Source organism: Jeotgalicoccus aerolatus (assembly GCF_014635205.1).
Classification (GTDB): domain Bacteria; phylum Bacillota; class Bacilli; order Staphylococcales; family Salinicoccaceae; genus Jeotgalicoccus; species Jeotgalicoccus aerolatus.
In genome coordinates, this window is the sequence record NZ_BMCN01000001.1 from 872,501 (window position 1) to 890,900 (window position 18,400).

Annotated in this window: 18 protein-coding genes; 3 read left to right on the forward strand and 15 right to left on the reverse strand. The window is 35.4% G+C overall.

Features of this window, described 5'->3' with window-relative positions; all coding sequences use genetic code 11:
* Nucleotides 1-3: 3 nt before the first annotated feature.
* The 12 genes from IEU81_RS04435 to IEU81_RS04490 all read right to left on the reverse strand — a co-directional run bounded on the left by IEU81_RS04435 (nt 4) and on the right by IEU81_RS04490 (nt 12,384).
* Nucleotides 4-2,175 (reverse strand): glycosyltransferase, encoded by a 2,172-nt coding sequence (locus IEU81_RS04435; protein ID WP_186090470.1) that lies wholly within the window; start codon nt 2,173-2,175, stop codon nt 4-6.
* A gap of 9 nt (nt 2,176-2,184) precedes the next feature.
* Nucleotides 2,185-2,394: a hypothetical protein gene (locus tag IEU81_RS04440; protein ID WP_092595079.1), complete on the reverse strand. Its 210-nt coding sequence runs from the start codon at nt 2,392-2,394 to the stop codon at nt 2,185-2,187.
* A gap of 12 nt (nt 2,395-2,406) precedes the next feature.
* Entirely contained in the window at nt 2,407-3,315 is a 909-nt protein-coding gene (locus tag IEU81_RS04445; protein ID WP_186090471.1) for an ABC transporter ATP-binding protein, read from the reverse strand.
* 22 nt (nt 3,316-3,337) lie between these two features.
* On the reverse strand, nt 3,338-5,425 hold the full coding sequence (locus IEU81_RS04450; protein ID WP_186090472.1) for a hypothetical protein: 2,088 nt from the start codon (nt 5,423-5,425) through the stop codon (nt 3,338-3,340).
* Nucleotides 5,425-6,048 carry a hypothetical protein gene (locus IEU81_RS04455; protein WP_186090473.1) on the reverse strand — a complete coding sequence of 208 codons (624 nt, stop codon included), beginning with the start codon at nt 6,046-6,048 and terminating at the stop codon, nt 5,425-5,427. Before IEU81_RS04455 ends, IEU81_RS04450 begins: the two co-directional genes overlap by 1 nt.
* On the reverse strand, nt 6,048-6,419 hold the full coding sequence (locus IEU81_RS04460) for a hypothetical protein (RefSeq protein ID WP_186090474.1): 372 nt from the start codon (nt 6,417-6,419) through the stop codon (nt 6,048-6,050). Before IEU81_RS04460 ends, IEU81_RS04455 begins: the two co-directional genes overlap by 1 nt.
* Complete coding sequence (locus IEU81_RS04465; RefSeq protein ID WP_092595069.1) at nt 6,385-7,557, reverse strand: glycosyltransferase family 4 protein; 1,173 nt, start codon at nt 7,555-7,557, stop codon at nt 6,385-6,387. The genes IEU81_RS04460 and IEU81_RS04465 overlap by 35 nt, the downstream gene beginning before the upstream one ends.
* Before the next feature lie 12 nt (nt 7,558-7,569).
* The gene (locus tag IEU81_RS04470; RefSeq protein ID WP_186090475.1) at nt 7,570-8,379 is read right to left on the reverse strand and encodes an ABC transporter permease; all 810 of its coding nucleotides are present in this window, start codon (nt 8,377-8,379) and stop codon (nt 7,570-7,572) included.
* 232 nt (nt 8,380-8,611) lie between these two features.
* Complete coding sequence (locus IEU81_RS04475; protein ID WP_186090476.1) at nt 8,612-9,574, reverse strand: acyltransferase family protein; 963 nt, start codon at nt 9,572-9,574, stop codon at nt 8,612-8,614.
* Nucleotides 9,561-10,367, reverse strand: coding sequence for a hypothetical protein (locus IEU81_RS04480; protein ID WP_186090477.1), 807 nt, complete (start codon nt 10,365-10,367; stop codon nt 9,561-9,563). Before IEU81_RS04480 ends, IEU81_RS04475 begins: the two co-directional genes overlap by 14 nt.
* Nucleotides 10,364-11,887, reverse strand: a complete 1,524-nt coding sequence (locus tag IEU81_RS04485; RefSeq protein WP_186090478.1) for a hypothetical protein — start codon at nt 11,885-11,887, stop codon at nt 10,364-10,366. Before IEU81_RS04485 ends, IEU81_RS04480 begins: the two co-directional genes overlap by 4 nt.
* A gap of 2 nt (nt 11,888-11,889) precedes the next feature.
* Nucleotides 11,890-12,384 (reverse strand): competence protein ComK, encoded by a 495-nt coding sequence (locus tag IEU81_RS04490; RefSeq protein ID WP_092595059.1) that lies wholly within the window; start codon nt 12,382-12,384, stop codon nt 11,890-11,892.
* 218 nt (nt 12,385-12,602) lie between these two features.
* Here IEU81_RS04490 and IEU81_RS04495 point away from each other — a divergent pair, with 218 nt between their 5' ends.
* From IEU81_RS04495 to IEU81_RS04505, 3 genes are all read left to right on the forward strand, one after another.
* Nucleotides 12,603-13,070: a sigma-70 family RNA polymerase sigma factor gene (locus tag IEU81_RS04495; protein WP_092595057.1), complete on the forward strand. Its 468-nt coding sequence runs from the start codon at nt 12,603-12,605 to the stop codon at nt 13,068-13,070.
* 74 nt (nt 13,071-13,144) lie between these two features.
* The gene (locus IEU81_RS04500) at nt 13,145-13,357 is read left to right on the forward strand and encodes a DUF2187 family protein (RefSeq protein WP_092595055.1); all 213 of its coding nucleotides are present in this window, start codon (nt 13,145-13,147) and stop codon (nt 13,355-13,357) included.
* Nucleotides 13,358-13,476: 119 nt separating this feature from the next.
* On the forward strand, nt 13,477-14,556 hold the full coding sequence (locus IEU81_RS04505) for an LCP family protein (protein WP_092595053.1): 1,080 nt from the start codon (nt 13,477-13,479) through the stop codon (nt 14,554-14,556).
* Nucleotides 14,557-14,613: 57 nt separating this feature from the next.
* Here the strand turns inward: IEU81_RS04505 and IEU81_RS04510 are convergent, their stop codons facing one another.
* The 3 genes from IEU81_RS04510 to IEU81_RS04520 all read right to left on the reverse strand — a co-directional run bounded on the left by IEU81_RS04510 (nt 14,614) and on the right by IEU81_RS04520 (nt 18,393).
* A complete protein-coding gene (locus IEU81_RS04510; protein WP_186090479.1) occupies nt 14,614-15,471 on the reverse strand; it encodes a bifunctional UDP-sugar hydrolase/5'-nucleotidase in 858 nt (285 codons plus the stop codon).
* Nucleotides 15,472-15,490: 19 nt separating this feature from the next.
* Complete coding sequence (locus IEU81_RS04515) at nt 15,491-16,840, reverse strand: TrkH family potassium uptake protein (protein WP_186090480.1); 1,350 nt, start codon at nt 16,838-16,840, stop codon at nt 15,491-15,493.
* A gap of 101 nt (nt 16,841-16,941) precedes the next feature.
* Complete coding sequence (locus IEU81_RS04520; protein WP_186090481.1) at nt 16,942-18,393, reverse strand: S1C family serine protease; 1,452 nt, start codon at nt 18,391-18,393, stop codon at nt 16,942-16,944.
* Nucleotides 18,394-18,400: the final 7 nt, after the last annotated feature.

Genomic DNA, 18,400 nt, shown 5'->3' on the forward strand with positions numbered 1-18,400 from the left:
TAATCAGGACTCATTTTTTTTATGATTTTCTGTTAACTTGAACAGTGTTTCTTTTATTTCCTCAATATTTCCAAGTTCACTGCCGACTACTCTACTATTATTATCTTTAACAATTTCACTGAGAACACTTCCATTTTCATATAACGACCAAATGTCGGTTCCTGATGAAATATAATCACTATATTTTGAAGCCAAATACGGATTTTTCTTCATATAATCCTTTGTATTTGCATCACTTAATATCAGACAGTCAAACTCCTTAGATGCATTAAGAAATTCAAAATATTTCAAATATGTGTTAACTTGAACAATGTCTGACACATTCTGGGTAATAACCTGACTTCGAACTTTTGAAGTATCATTTGTAAAAATATAAAGTTTAGCTTTAATATTGGCGTCTTTAACAGTTTTAGCAATATTGATAATATCTGAAGCACTTCTTGTTTCGTAAAAATTACCAAAATAACCAATGTTGTACTCACTCTGGTCCAATGAGACATAATGCTTATCTATATCATAATAATATTCGTCAAGTGATGGATGTTTAGAAATAACCGATTTCTTATAAACCATATTTTGAAATTCTTCACTGAAGCGTTCAAGCATAACTGATTGTTGGTTAATATTAGTGAATACAATTTCATCAGCAAAAATAAAGGGCAACACTTCACACATATTAAATAAATTATTATTTACATATTTCTCAAAATTTCTTGGCACTTTTTTCTTTAATCTTTTTACTTCTTTAGCGGAAAAATACCCTGCTTTTCTCTCTTGATTTTTAATATCAAATAAAATTGGATCAGAAAACTCTGCTATCCATTTTATATTATTATTTTCCTCTTTAAATTCAAATGCTGCCATATGAGATCCTGGCCATAACGCTCTGCTGTAAATCTGATTATACTTATACAACTCTACACGCTTTTTAACTTTATCCACGAACGATTTTATATAATTTGCATTGGAAAACGAGGATACAGTATTTATCATATATTTTGTGTCGATATACGGATTAGCGATAACTTCCAAAGAAGGATCCATTGCTCTAACATCGGTCATATCATTAAAAACAACATCGACAGGCTGTTTTCCCTGATTGATACGTTTTGCCATTACGACACCGCTTGTATCAACAAAAGGAGGGAAGCAATAACTGATATATAACGTTTTAGCCAGGTCCTTATTAACTTGCTGATACGGATAAAATTCATCCTGCTTAAACTTAATTAAGTCCGTAACCTTACTGTATTCTTCTATGTTCTCTAACAAATATTTATTAATGAATAATGCCTGGGAGCGCATTCTATCTATGATTAAATTTCTTACATCAAGATTATCTTCATACTGCAACAAACTCTGCAGTGCATCTATCACATTGATTCTATCTAAAACATTAAACTGAAAAGATATTTTCGTTCTGGACAAAGTTCCTTGACCTTTATATCTGTAGTAAACAGCCTGACTTTGATTAATTTTAATAATCGGTTTAAATTCAGTAACTAATGCTGCATAAAGCACAACATCTTCCCCATTATTTAACTTCTCATTAAATTGTGTGTTTAATAAGAAGCTTGTAGGGACAATTTTGGCACCATTCAAAGATAAATTTTTCCCTACATCAAAATAACTGTTTGGATACTGATTTAATCTCAGAAGTTCTTTATTAATCACATTATTACCGTGATCATCCCTTGTTTCAACAATTTCATGCAACTGATTTAATAAGATAGTATAAGGTTCCGCTTCTGATAATGAGTTCTTCAAGTAATCAAATGACAGTGTATCATCAACATCAAGGAAAGTTATATAAGAGTAATCGGCATTATTAATACCTGTATTTCGAGCAGTACCTACCCCTTTATTCGAATACAATACTTTATACTTAAATGGTTTGTCCAACCTACTCAATAATTTTTCGCTTTTTTCATATTCTCCGTTGAAAACAAAAACTGCCTCAAAAAATTTGTAATCTAGTGATTGTCTTTTTAAAGAATCCACAAGATTTTCTATAAAATTTTCTCCCTGATGAACAGGAATAATCACACTTATTCCATTTTCCAAATCATTATTTGGAAATAGAGTGACTTCCTCTTGAACTTTTTCATCCGAAAGTATTGAGTTTTTTATTTCTTTTATTTCTTTCAATCTCTCTCTAATCTTTAAATTAGACATACTCATACACTACTTTCTGACAAACTTTATCATTTTCAAACCTACTCTAATTGGAAGAAAACTTTGATACTTCTTAATCTGTCTATTCAATCTGTCATTCTCATTTTTTAAAACTGATATTTGTCTATCGATATTCTTCAGTTCATTTAAAGCTCTTTCTTCCTTATCTAAGGACTCTAAAGCTATTCTTTTTAATTCTTCATAAGTTAATTTATTCATTATATAAGCACCTTATAGATATTGAATTGCTTGTAAATAACCCATCACAACAATAATAACCGAAAAAATCATTAAAAGTATGCTATTCCCTATTCCAAACTTAGTATCATTTTTCTCTGGAAGGTAAGATGTTGTTCTTTGTCCATCAACCATAGCCTTCTTATATCGTTTTTGAATGTGCTTAGGTTTGATATTATATCCTCTGACAAAACGTGCGTACAAACCAACAACTGGCATGCAATCTCCATACTCTTTAAGTTCTCCAAAATGGATCCATGCAGCTTTATTACACATTTGCTGTATTTGAGGAATGGAATGACTTACAAAAAATATTGTTCTGCCTTCTTCTCGAAATTCTTTCATTTTATCGATACATTTACTCGCAAAAGTATCATCGCCAACTGAAAGTGCTTCATCAACTATAAGTACATCAGGGTCTGTGTGAACTGCTATTGCAAATCCAAGTCTAGACATCATCCCACTTGAATAAGATTTTATTGGCTGATTTAAAAAATCTTCTAGTTCGCTGAAAGCTACAATATCGTCATATCGCTCTTCTATATCTTTCTCACTCAGTCCATGCATCAAACATTTCATATGGATATTTTCTTCACCTGTCAGCTCCATATTCAATCCTGCTGATATAGCTATTAGTGATGGTTTACCATCTACATGAATTTCTCCTGAAGATGGTACAGTTACCCCCCCAAGTAAATTTGACAAAGTTGATTTACCCGATCCGTTTAATCCTACTATACCTACTGAGTCCCCAGGTTCAACTTCAAATGATACATTTTTCAGAGCATGATAGTATTCCTGTTCCTTATTCATAAATGGAATCATCATTTTCCATAGTTTCTTCCTGTTACTCGTCGTATTAAAAACTTTTGATACATTGTCAACTTTTACTTTATAATTCATTTATCCCACTTCCAAGTCTGTATTAATTCAGACATTTTATATTATCTACATTATACAATGGCTTGCCAATATTATTAGCAATCTTTGTGAATACTTTACAATATTCATGGTAGTCACGTTGATGAACACTATATAAATTATCTTCTTCAGTTAAATCTAAAACACTATTTTTTTCTGTAAAGGCCCAAATTTTACTTGTACTTCCCCTGTAATCACTAAGTTTAGACGGTACATATGGATTATAGGGTTTAATACCTTCAGTCTCCGCATCAAAAATGAGTAATACATCCATTAAATTAGTTAGATTCAAAAATTCGAAATATGGGGCATACTGATTTATTTCTATATACTCTTTATAATCACTTTGCTTATAGAATCTCATTGTTTTCTTATTAAGATTAGTAAACACATGTATTTTAAAATTATTTATATTATTATCGTATAGTTCTTTAGCTACTAATTCAATTTGTCTAAACCCGCGTGTGTCATAAAAGTTTCCAAAGTAAGCGATATTTATCTCTCTCTGGCTGACTTTGTAGAATGATTTTACAATATTGTACATGTTGGAAGGCAGTGTAGGGTGTTGACTAATCACCGCTTTACTTATTACAAGGGATTTAATTTCCTCATCAAAACGTTCCAACATATAACTCATTTGATACTCATTTGTAAATATTAGCTCATCTGCATACAGGAATGGAATAACTTCACACACATTGAATGAATTATCATCTATCAAATCCCTATATTTTTCGCCAGTGTATGATTTTAGCATTTCAATGTATTCGTCATCTTCAATTGGTGCGTACCTGATATTTGATGATACATCTGTATACAACGGATCTGAAAACTCAGCAATCCATTTAATATTAGAATTACTTTTTTTAATTTCGAAAGCTGCAAAATGAGAGTGCGGGAACATCACTCGCGAATATATTTCTTCGTATTTATTTTCATACATCATGTATTTTTCATACGAACCCTGAATATATTCTTCAATACTTGTCCAGCTGCTGAAAGCCTGCTTGCCTGTCAGTACAATTTGAGAATCTAATAAATGGTGCATTATATTTATTAACTTATTATCCTTATTTCTAATACGGCTCATATCATTTGAAACTACATCCACAACGTCTCCTGACTCAAAAATACGTTTAGCCATTACATTACCACTTGTATCATTAAATGGTGGGAAGCAATATGCAAGTACAAGTTTTTTTGCATCACCTTTATTTAACGTTGAATAATATATATTTTTAATACCGATAGATTTCATTTCATTAATAAGTGTTTTCTTACTAATAAGTCCTTTATCAATATAATTTTTCAAATTTGATGTAAATATTTTATTGAAATACTGAAGTACGTCAGACACCTTTTCATCGTACCGTTTTGATATTTTATGATCTATATATTTTAAACACATTAAAATTTCTTTATAACCAGCAGGAACCCATCTATCAAGTTCACCACTTACACATATGTCTTCATTTATAATAATTTCACCAGTTAAATTCACTACAGCCATTAAATTAGACATCCATATATTAAACTTGAATGAAAAATGGTCGGTGAAAGTATGATGAAAAATTAAATTAGCAGGTATAATGCAATTAGTCTCTCGAATAATTTTTTCCGTTGTTTCTGGATTAAATTGATTAAACTCAAGACTGATTTCATCAATAAATTTTTTATAAATTTTAGCATCCAATGAATTATTGTTGCTTATATCTGTAAGATATATTTTTTCATTGTTAAAATCCAATGTACCTTTTTTAAATTGAAGTGCTAAATTTTCATTTATGATAATAACATGAGAATATTTTATATATATTTTGGCATCTTCAATTGAGCCATAAACTACTGTATCTCGATCATTTTTGTCGACTTTAAGAGCATTATATATTTCTGGTTTTCCAGTGACATATACAATATTAATATTAGTAATTCCACTTAAAGAGGAGGCACTATCCAGTGCTGTTTTCACAGATTGTGATACAAATTGAATGACCGTCAGTCCAACAGGATGAGTTTCTGATAAAGATGAAATTACATTATTGATATATTGTGAGTTTGCATCCGCAGTATTGATTCTATTAATTACCTTCATTAATATCCTCTTTTCTTATTCCAGTATGCAACCTGCATTTTACCGAGTTTAGAACTTCGCAGCTGATCCAGTCTCTTCAACGACTGTTTATATTTCTCCATCAAATCTAAGTATCTTGTTTCTAGATCATTATCATCTACGTTACCAACGGTATGGTACAGCTGCTGTTTTTCCCTCTGGAGCTTATTTATTACTTCATTATTTTTATCATATTCTCTAAGCAGACTTTCTACAATTTCAAGTTCATATGATTTTTTCTTCTGCTTGACATTTATATTAAGAACTCTGTATTTTTCCACCAGATTAATTTCACTTATACCTGGCATTAAATAATAATTATTATTTTTATAATTAATATCTTTAATATTTTGTGTCGATTCTAGTAAGTCTTCATTAATTTGATTATCATCTATAATGAATGTTATTTCTAATTCCCATGATGAAAAATCGTTTATGATTTTCCATGTATCTCCAACATGAAGACTAGTTAAATCAATATATTTTGGTATATTATAACTTGCAAGCTGAGTCAATGAATCATGAAAGCTGTCTGTCTCGCCGGCTCTAAGAATTATGGATTGTCCTTCGCCCTTGTCATCCAGTTCCATAAAAATTTTATTCATCATTTAACATCCTTTTTAAAATTCACCTGTATTTTTTCAAATACTCTTGAATTATCTTTCAAACTTTCTTTGGCATAAGCGGTGATAGTATATCTGCCCGCAGGTATATCGAATGAAAATGCATTTGCTTTTTGATACCCAGTTTTTATGGTTTCTATTTTTCCTTTTCTATCAATAAGATCTATCGCATATTCCATAGTATCTCCTGTCGCATCAATTACGACATCGAGTGTATTCGTTTTTTCAATCAATACATCGTTTAGTCGCAATTTTGGGGAAGCATTATTTACCAATTCACTCGTTTCTCTCATTATTGCTTCTATATGATTTTCTAAGTCATGATAAGCCTTTTTCCAGTTTACTTCTGCCATTAGTAATCACCTCTACTTCTTTGCTTATAACTGTATCTATACCGGCTTGCTGTTTTATACTTTTTGATGCTTGTTCACTGATTTTTTTAAATTTACGCGGATGCTTATATAAGTATTCTAGGTGCTCTACCATGGCTTCTACGTCATCTCGCGGAGCAAGCATTCCAGTTTCTTTATGTGTAATGAATTCAGGAATTCCCCCAATTGCATTAGTCACTGGAACTAATCCGCTGCTCATTGCCTCTCCCAGGGAAACCCCTTGGGAATCATGTCGTGAAGGCCCAAGGTATATACCATGACCTCTATGAATCTCAGGTATATCATCTTGTTTTACGAAACCTTTATGGAGATGAACATTTTCAAAAGTCTTTAATGGATTTGTCAGTACATTAAATAACTTACCATCTCCATATATGTTAAATTCAAGTTTCTTAAAATATTTTTTTCTGCTTAGTTTTTTAATTACTTCTACGGTTAAATCATTTGCATAGTTTTTAGCTGTAAAAGGTCGAATACTGCATATTTTAAAGCGATCGTCACTTGATTTTTTTTGATATTTGAATAGCTCATTATCAATAATATTATGTATTATATAATATTTTTCAGGTACGACACCAACATACGGATCAACATAAAGTTCTTTAAAACGCCGCGATACATAAATAAAAGTAATATTTAAATCTTCTCGTGTCATGATATCTCTCAGAAACTCTCTCTGCGGTTCAAACACAGTATCTTTTCTCTCCAGCATATTATCCAGCTGATTGATATTTTCTAAGAAATTATAGTACCTTCGATGCCAGGCCTCTGCTTCAAATCCATGAAGCCAAACAACAATATACGGTCTCTTCTCTTCAGAGAGCTGTTCTATGCCGTGAAACATTTTCTTATTAATGAAATGAAATAACACTGTCGAATAATCATTTGCTTTTAAAAATGATGCAATCTGGTATTCGTCCATGTATTTAATTTGTACTCCGTCATAATATTTATCCTTCAGTACTTTAGTTGTTATTACGACAATATCAACATGTAAACCTTCTTGTTGATATGCTTTCACTCTCCTGTGCAAGAAGCTGTTTGAATACAAGTTCTCCAGGGTCGGATATGCATTGCATATCATTAAATACTTACGCATGTTTAACCATCCTTATAAATAATCTACTAATTTGTATCGGAATTTTATGTGAAGGTAACTGCCAATCAATAACAATACGATTGTGATTGCCCAAAAATATAAATGCTGTTCGATCGTACCGTAAAATAATCCGTCACCATATATCAAAGCATTACGGAAGTTCTGGACCAAGTAGGCAAATGGATTTAAATCAGATATCATTTGCAGTAAGCCGCCTCTTTCACCTGGCTGCCAAAATATTGGCGTTAGGAAAAAACCCATTCTAATAATGTTTTGCAGTAAATTTCTGAAGTCACGCACTAATATAATTAACGTACTCATTATTAAATTAATCGCAAAGATCAAAGCAAATGATGCAACTACAAAATAAATAAGCATTAAGAAATATAGTGGGTTAACAAAACCTTGAAATACAGAAATCAACATTATAATTAATGTCATAAACGATAGATTAATTAAGCTGTTCGTAAATGAGATAGACAGCAAAACGCTGGAGGGGAAACGCATTTTTGTTACGAGTCCAAGCTGTGCATATATCGCATTTGAACCTACATTAATCGCTTGAGAAATAAAAAGCCAAGGGAATAGCCCAGAAATTAGATACACAATAAATGGTATCTCAGCCTCCGGTGCTGTTGCACCTCTCAGCCCCAAACCAAAAATCAAATAATAGATAGCTGCTTGCATAAGGGGCTGCAGTAAGTTCCAAAATAAACCAAGATAATGGTTTGAATACTCACTTTTTACATTGTAAATAGATAACTTCCATATCAAATGGATATTCTGAAATTGTTCTTTAAATAAAGTTATAGCGTGATTCATTATTTTCCCTCTTATTATGTTCACTTTTTAAAATTAATATTTGTATCTTATTTATTATAATAGTTATTTATAACTGTGTCATTTAAAAACAAATATTAAAGAAAAAAGAGCAGACAATGTCCACTCTTTGCTTAAATCCTATTTGATACCTAGAAAAAGAACTCTAGTAGGTTTAGTTAAACTAAATATATAACCAAGTATTACAGGTATTATTACTCCTAAAATTGTAAATTCAAAAGTCGTTACGTTGTAATCCAATATTGTTCTGAAAAATATATTTACAGGTAAATGCAGATACATGATTACTTATAGAAAACTTCCCAATAACTTTTAACAATTCCTTTATTGGAAATCTAGTTATCAAGTTGCTGATATATATGATTGGCATAAAGAACAACAACGGTATTATTATATCCAGAATAAAATGATTGTAGCTGCTCATTCTCAGATTTAAGTAAAAATCCAAATAGCCGTTCACATCAATTAGAATTGCGAGAACAGCCAAAAATGCTGATACAAATGCAATTGACAATGAATCATGATATTTACTTATAATGTTTCTACAGTAGTAACCTAATGAATAATAGAAAATTGCAATCATAACTACATTGATGTTCCACGGCCAGTCTATTTCTGTAACTACTTGTAAATGACCAGCAATAAACATAACAGCAATGATGGAAAATTGTATCCATTTATAAAAATTAGCGATAATACCTAGAAGAAGTTGTGTAATTAGCAGTACAGTAATGAACCAAAATACACCATAAGGTCCCTGCAGACCACTTCCCCCATATAAAAGATTATATAAATGCTCTGGTAGCAAGCTTAAATTCTGTATATTAAATATTATATAGATCGCTATTCCATATACAAAATACGGAAGCATCATTCTGAAAGTCTTATTACTTGCCCAATTTATATGATTTTTAAAAAGTACTGGTTTAAATAATATACCTGATAAAAAGAAAAATAAAGGCATTCTAAACCATCCTATGTATATATCTAAGTACGCGTGACCAGCATGACCAAGAACAACCAGTATAATACTGATAGCTTTAGCAATATCCAGCCATTCTATTCGTTTTTTTTCCACAATATCACCATTCTGAAATTCTTTAGTTAAATATGCAATAATTAAATCGGGTTTAATCTTAGCACATTTAATCTTTACTGTCCCTCTACGCTTCCACAATTCGTCTCAGCTGTTCCAGTTCAACGAAACCGATTGAATTTTTCTCATTCAGCTGTACGTATGACGGCAGCTTGCCTGCAGCTTCCAGCGACTTTTTACTGACTTGGAACTTACCGACAATGACCATCACTCTATGCACCAGTGTGGCAAGTTCATCGATAATTCCCTGATTCAGTTTGGATACTTCCAAATGAATAATCGGGTTTTTACGTTCTTTTGAAGGGAACATAATCGTCCGAATCCATTTCAGTTCACTTGAAGTCAACTCGCTCTTCGTTTTTAATTCTAAAATTAAGAACGGGAATCTGTCTTCTTCTTTAAATGCATTCTCATACTGCAGTTTAAAATGATAGAGCTCAAATCCATGTTCTTCGTATCGGATTAAGTATTGATGTTTTTCCTGCTGAACGAAAAATACTGTCCCGTATTCTACATGTGAACCTGATTCCTGCTCTTTGAATTTATCGACTACATTTACCAGCTGAGAATAATCCAGAAGCACCTGACCTGCCTTATGCCCTTCTTCCGATTTTTTCTGAGTCACTGTTATTTCCACCTTGTCTGATGACAGTGTCACTTTTTCTTTTCCGTGGAACAGGCTCGATGTTTTTAAGTTGTGGAATTCTCCATATGTATAACCCATCGTTTTTATGTGAGGCAGATAAGCATTAAAAATCAAATCTTCCTGCACCAGTTTATTCAACAGCAGATCTACTGTTGATTCGGCCGGTACATCGACTTTTATAATTGAAATACCACTCTCGTAATCTCTCACTTTAACTTTTAGTTTCAAGTTGCTCTCTCCTTCTCGAACTGAACAAATGATTTTAATATATCCACTCTCATGGCGACTAATGCCGCATCTTCATACATTGATTGTACTTTAACATCCCGCAGTTGAGAACTGTTTGAGGGAATTTTCTCCGTGATAAATTTCATAAAGGTAATTGCATAATCTTCTTTTACATTTGTTGTCTGGTAAGGGACAAAGAAATCCGTCACATGATTATTGTAAAACCCTTCGAGCTGCGGTCTGCTTTTATCGCTGTTATCATGCCAGGCTTCATCATAGTGTGACCAAAATCGCTCTTTGTGATCCGCAATAATCGTACCGTCTTTAGCACATGACATATCCGTCGTCTGACATGATGCATCAAAGTCTTCGATCGGCAGCGAATAAATATGACCAAATTCATGGATTAGATTACGGTACTGCGTCGCCTTATGCATATTGTCCCTAACGTCCATAGCAAGCACTGTACCGTCTCGCTCTATTGAAACATAGGCTGAAGTGTTCCCTTCGCCGTCTGAAAATAATCTAAATTCATTAATATCACTAATATATTGATGAGGAAAAACATAGCTGAAAACATCCCACATCCTGATGAAATTTTTTTCTTCATCTACGGGCAGCGGATTAACCGCTTCTCTTTCGGCCAATTCATAATCTTTTACACTGTAATTAATAAATGTCGTCCGGCTTCTGTTTTCAAAAAAGATATGCGGTTCATCCTGTAAATCAACATATTCTTTTAACTCGCTTAAATACTGATCACCAAGTTCAGTACACTCTTCCACTGTCTGACATTCAGCATGATCAACTTCAAGTTCCCAGTCGATATTCGCCTCCACATGTGAATTGTCACTGTCGATAGTTTCAAGAAGTTTAAAGCCGACTGTAAATATTATTACGAGTAATACTGCGAGTGACAGCAGCTGCAATACAGCTTTACCGGACTTATGGATCTTGTCTTTTGGAATACTGCGGTTTTCAGCAATTTCACTGCTGATAAAATCTCTATCGATTAATTTCTGTTTTATATCATTGATATGATACTGATAATTCGGTATTCCGCTGTTCTCAAGATAGATCATTTCATCTTCATGAACACTCCTAGGCGTGTATTCACCGCACGTAAAAATGACTGTATCTATTTTATTTTTTCTGGCAAAGTTTAATATGCATCTGAAATCTCTCTCTCCGATATCTGTCGTTAAAATAATCTTTTCCACCGTAGTTAAATACTTTGCTTTCGCCTTAAATGTATCGTAAATATTTGAGCTGCCGGTAAAATAGTCATGGGTAATCAGGCCGTAAGGTGCAGATACATCATATGCCGAAGCAGTATTCACGCCGTGCTCCTGCAGCACCTTTTTTAAGTCACTTGTCAGTCGTACTTCCTCAGAACTGAAATTTGTATGAATATAGACATCTTCATAAGTATGCTGTGCGGTCAAAGCGGCTATAAAATGACCGCCGGCAAGGTGCTCTGATTCATCTTTATATATTCCTCCGGCTGTCAAAATAGCCATTTCTACGCCTCCATATCCTTGTCTTTAAAATATCTTTTTAGCGCTCTTTGATGTTTCACTGTCCTGTCTAATATGAATAATGTTTTTTCATATTGTTTCTTAGCGAATTTATAATCATAATCTGTGGCAACTTCACGGCCGTCTGCAAAAGTAATGATCATCTTTCCGGCCTTCATTTTAAAGTCGATCAGCTGGCGCAAATTAACATAGAATGGGTTTTTATATTTGCAGCCGGCAAGCGGAAACAGTACAAATTGAAATTTCTCATCGATTACAATCGGCTGCTGCCTGTGAATATTATGTATCATTTTAACATTTTGACGCTTCACTTTAATACTGCTCGAATAAAAGTATACAAGCGTTTCATCAATCCATTTTTCTGAAGTCTTTCTACAGTATATTATACCATCGGTATGAACCGCACGGCATAAGTACTCCGGATGCACAACGGGTTCAATATATAATACTTGCGGTGTCAGTTCGGGCACAGTCAGCATATCCTCACCTCTTCTTCAATTTGCATAAGCAACTTTATTATACCCTCAAGTTAACTTATTTAACATAAATATAACGAATGTTAACAAAAATGATGAATAACTTAGAGTTGATGTGATATTTTATCGTTTTAGAGATTTTAAAAACTGAATATACTGCCTTATATTACAAGTATCCGGAAATACTTCAGATGAATCGATTCATTTAAGGGACATCTTAAATGACTGTAAATGATAAAATTCTCGCCTACGAACCGATGATTCACAGTATTATTCATAAATTGAATATTATTTACGATACCGATGAATACATGCAAATCGGCCGTCTCGCTGTACTGGAAAGTATTAAGAAATTCGACAGCAGCAAATCGGCCTGCACTGAAGCCCAATTTGTCTATACATTAATCCGCCAAAGACTCATCGACGAAATACGTAAGGTTGCCCGCTATCAATCCCGTGTTTTACCAGCTTCTGATCACGCAGTATTTTATAATAGTATTACTGATGATTACACTACAGAACATCCGGCGGCTGGCAATTTAAATAAAAGAGAAGAACGCTGGCTGACGCTGACTTTAAAAGGATACGCTTTAACGGAAGTTGCAGCAGAACTGTCAGTCAGCGTATCAACTGCTAAAAACATCAGGCGGTCTGCACGTGAAAAATTGAAAGTATACTTTGATAAATAAGGGCTTTAACTTGTTTTAATTTGTATTTATGGTAAAATGTCAGTCATTATCGCTATTGTAGTGGAGGAATTGACATGGACGCAAAAAAGAAAGAAAAAGAAGAATTAGACGTAAAAGTTGGTAACATTGTAGAATTTGATAACATGCTCGGTAAAGTTGAAAAAATTAACGATAACTCTGTAATCGTTGATATAACGATTAATGATAACTTTGACGAACACGAAATGTTCGAAAAGACTGTCGTTAATCATAAAAGATATAAAATTGTAAATGACTCAACAGAGTAGGACGCAGCACACGCGGATGGCTTTAGCCATTCGCTTTTTTTGCGGCTTTCATTGACAACCATACAGATTTAAATATATATTTACATTAACATTGAAAATCTTCCAAAGTGGGTATTTATATGAAAAAAATTCTATGGAGCATCTTTATTATTTTAGGGATTGTTCTGCTATGTGCAGTGATTTACATTCTTTACCTGTTTAACGCTTTCAACAGCGGTGTGTCAGATTCTTATGAGGAAATTGACCGTGACCGCTCCGAACTCCGTGTCGACGATGTCGATGCTTCAAATGATAATTTTACAGTGCTTATCCTTGGTATTGATGCCGATGCTGAGAGAACTGAAGGCGGTCAGATCAATGCTGATCATTTCCGTTCAGACACTATGATATTAGCAACATTTGACCGTGATAATGACGATGTCAAAATGGTCAGCATTCCACGTGATACACTGGCTTATATTGATTCGATGAATTACTTTGACAAAATCAACCACGCTCACGCATTTGGCGGTCCAGTCGGCGCCATGGGTGCTGTCGAGTCGCTGCTTAATGTACCGGTCGACCATTTTGTCAGAGTTGATATGAACGCTGTCGTAGAAATTGTCGATGCAATCGGCGGTGTTGATTTCGAAGTACCATACGAAATGAACGGTCTGCAGCCAGGTGTTCAGCACTTAGACGGTGAACAGGCTTTATCAGTCATCAGAAACAGAAGCGTCGATTCTGATTTAGGACGCGGTGTCCGTCAGATGGAACTGATTGAGGCAGTATTTAAACAGGCCCAGTCATTCAGTACGCTGTCACAAGTTAATGAATTAATTAATATCTTTACAAGCAATACCAGCCACAACTTTGCGACCGGCGATATCCGCTCGCTCGCATCATATTATTTATTTAACGATGTTGCTTTTGAATCATCACAGCTGCAAGGTACAGGATTTACAAGTCAATCCAACGGTGTATACTACGCTTGGCCGGACGAAGAGCATCTCTTCGCCTTATCCAACACTATCCGTGACATTCTTGGACTGGATCCTTCAACTGCCAATGATTTAATCAGCATCAGACTCGGCGAACAAATCCAGCCGGTCACTGAAGTCAGCACAGATCTTCTGGAAAACTACACTCTGGACAGTGAGCCTGGCTATGCCGAAGATGGTGCAGAAAATCAATACGGTGACGGTTTTGGAATCGAATAAAACAGCAAGAAAAAAACGATCTGCTCTGCAGATCGTTTTTTTATATCAATCATTCATTTACAAATATCTATATACCAGATCCAGATATTCTATATCCTCCGCAACTTTGGAAAACTCCTTATCCCTCACACTGACACTGTGTCCAAGATATTCAAATGTATTCACTCTGGTTTTAAAACGCAGATTAAGCTCCATAATATGTCCGTTATGGACATGATGATACAAAGGAACAGCTTCCCCGTGAATTCTAGAAGTTGAATAAGGCGATGTCTGTTTTTCAAAATCTTCTTCGTAAGGTGCACCTGTAATAACTATTCCTACACCTTCTAAACTGTGTTTCAATTTTTCTACCGCTTCTTGATTATCAGTAAATTCAGAGACAAAAACAATGACGTAATCCGGATTTTCTTTGCCGTGTAAATAACGCAGCCATTTTTTTAATGCAGCTGATAAATCCACTGCTGAGATCTGTTTAGTTTTTTCTTCTGCAGGACCGCCGTAACTTCCAACGACTGCAAGTTTCATATTATTCATATTCAGAATTCTGTATGGCTGTCCATAGTATGGTTCATTAGTAAACTTTTGAACAATATTAGTACTGATCCATGGAAAATATGATGTTCTCATCGCCTTGCTTGTACCGCTTATATTTTTAAGATCATTAACATTCAATGTCGCAAATTTATAACGCAGATGGTTCATACTCATTATATTTGGATTTTGCGGACCGTTGGTCTTTGAAGATGAACCGATTGCACCGCCGAGATCACAAAATACCGGACGTTCGTATTCTTTAATATTCATACTGTTTACAGCACTTGAAATTTTACCGAATGTCACGCCTGTTTTTTTACCGAGCCGATCGTTCATATGCTGTGTAATATATAATTTAACGTTAAAGAATTCTGATACCATACATTTCACTCCCTCTGAATCAGCCTACCATCAGGCGCTCTTCAGAATATTTATAAGTCAGTTCGCGCTGTCTGCTGGAAATTGCCAGCAGGAAAGATACAAATCCAATTCTGCCGATAAACATAAACGCCATTACAGTCAGTTTGCTGACTGTGGATAACTGCTCTGTAATACCGGTTGAAGTCCCTGTCGTACCGAAGGCCGAGGTCACTTCAAATATAATTTGCGTCAGTGTAAACTGATGACCGTCTGCAATCAGCACAATCAGCACACCTGAGAAGACAAGACCGACGGCCAGTGTGAATACCGCAAAGGCGCGTTCAATATCTTTTCTGGCAAGTCGCCTTTGAAAGATATTAATATGCTGGCGTCCTCTCGAAAATGCTATCAGGAAGAGTATCAAAATAGCAAATGTTGTAGTCCTGATTCCCCCGCCGGCGCTTGAAGGTGATGCCCCAATAAACATCAGCACACTCATAATCAGCTGAGTGGCTTCGCTGAGCTGATCCACTGCGACAGTGGTAATCCCGCCGCTCCTCGTACTGGTCGATAAAAACAGACTCGATAACAGCGATGAAAATATATTTTTATCGGCAAAGTACCTGGCTGACTCCAGCAGGTATATAACCGCAGCACCGAGCACCAGCAGTATTCCATATGCTGAAACAGCAACTTTTGTAAATAAGGAAAAACGAAAACCCGGCGATTTTTTACTGAAAAAGTGTTTCAGTTCTATTAGTACCGGATAGCCAATAGCTCCGAGTGCAATCTGGCACATTACAGGTATTTCAATAAAAATATTGCCTTCGAGATGAGTCAGTGAATTACTGTATAAATCAAGACCGCCATTAGTCGTTGCCGAGACAGATAAAAATGTTCCGTGCAAGATGGCATGCGATAAACTCCCGGTCTCTATATAAAAATAAGTAATGTATATGAGTGCCCCTGCCACTTCAACTGCAATAAGCAATGTAATAATATCCTGCACCAGTTTGACTGCTCCGGACATTTTATATTGTGCATTATCTGCAATAATCTGCCTGCGTTCTTTGACCCCGATTTTTCTTCCCAATAATATCCACAGCAGTGTTCCCACTGCCATAATACCGATACCGCCAAGATTCATTAAGAACATCAGCAGAATGTAGCCTTGTGTATTAAAGGTCTCAACAATCGTTACAGGGCTTAAACCGGTAACTGAAATAGCCGATGCCGCTACAAACAGCGTATCGATAAATGGAATATTTCCTTCCCGGTAAAATACAGGTATGCTTAAAAGCCCTGTAGCCGCAGCGAGCGCCAAAAAATAATACAGCAGAATTGCTCTTTGCGGACTTAAGTTTTTAAACCACCGCCGTAATTTTTTCAAATGATTATCTCCAATCAATAACAGTATATTTAAGTTGATAGCCACATTATACAATAAAAAAAGGAATCCCGATTAAAGGATTCCGTTAAAATTTATTTTATTTATTCCAGCGTTACAGTTACAGATTGCTGCTCGCCGTTCCGGAAGAAATCAATTGTCATTTCTTCTCCGCTTTCTTTAGCATAGTAGAGATGCTGTCTTAATTCCACCATATTATTAATCGGCTCACCGTCAAGATGAGTGATCACGTCGAGTTCCTGTAATCCTGCCGCTGCTGCAGGAGAATTCTCCTGCACACCGCTCACTATGACGCCGCCTTTAACATCTTCCGGTAATTGCAGCTGATCGTAGACTGGTGAAGATGCTACATTCAAGAGATCCTGCAATGTAATACCAAGGAATGGTCGGATGACTTCCCCATTTTCTTCAAGCTGGCTCGTCACTTCTTTAACTTCATCTACCGGTATTGCAAAACCGATTCCCTCAACTGAAGCAATTCCGACCTTCATAGAGTTAATACCAATTAAACGTCCATTAGAGTCTATTAGAGCGCCTCCAGAGTTACCTGGGTTAATGGCTGCATCAGTCTGAAGCACGCTCGCTTCCCAGTCATTTGACCCGTTTCCGTCCAAGTCAACAGGGACTGAACGGTCTAGACCGGAAATAATTCCCTGTGAAACTGATCCCGAGAATATTTCTCCGAGCGGAGAACCGATTGCTATAGCAGGTTCACCCACTAATAAATTACTGCTTTCTCCAAATTCTATCGTTGTTTCTACAACATCAGACGGAATACTGAGCACTGCCAGATCTGTCCAAATATCTGTACCGACTAATTCCGCGTCAACTGAATCGCCGCTTTCCAGATTAATTTTTATCTCTTCAGCTCCGTCAACGACGTGGTGGTTAGTCACAACATATGAAATGTCGCCGTCAGTTTTATATATGACCCCTGAACCGCTGCCCGCTTCTTCTGCTTCATCGGAACCTTCAGTCATTCCAGGTATAATTGACTGGATACGCTGCATATTAATGACCGACACCACTGCAGGTTTAGCTTTTTGCACCGCCGCAGTAGTATCCGTAATTACTTTGTCCGTATTTTCTTCCTCCAGCTGCTGCTTGACTTCAGATAAGTCCTGGCTTGAGTCTACTTCAGAAGCAGTCTCTTCATCAGTTCCCGTTTCTTCGCTGCCGTCGTCATCACCAGATGTAAATAAGAGATAAAGACCGAGGACTATTAACGCGCCCACGATTCCGGATATAATCGGCAGGATAATAGATTTAAAGCCGCCGCCTCCAGAACCTGCACCGCTGCGTTTGTTATTAGACCCGCTTACATTTCTATTATCTGAAACTTCTTCGTCAGAATTAGAAATGCTGTCGTTTTGAGACACCGTATCGTCTGTCTCAAACTCCCGTTGTGCTTCACGGGATCTGGTAAATTCAAATTGGTTTTCAGCGTCTTCTGCTGATTGATTTTTATCCGTGAAGTTGCGTGCCGTCCGTCTGTATTTTTCTCTGTCAATCGGACGCTTGTTCTCATCGCTCATAATAATC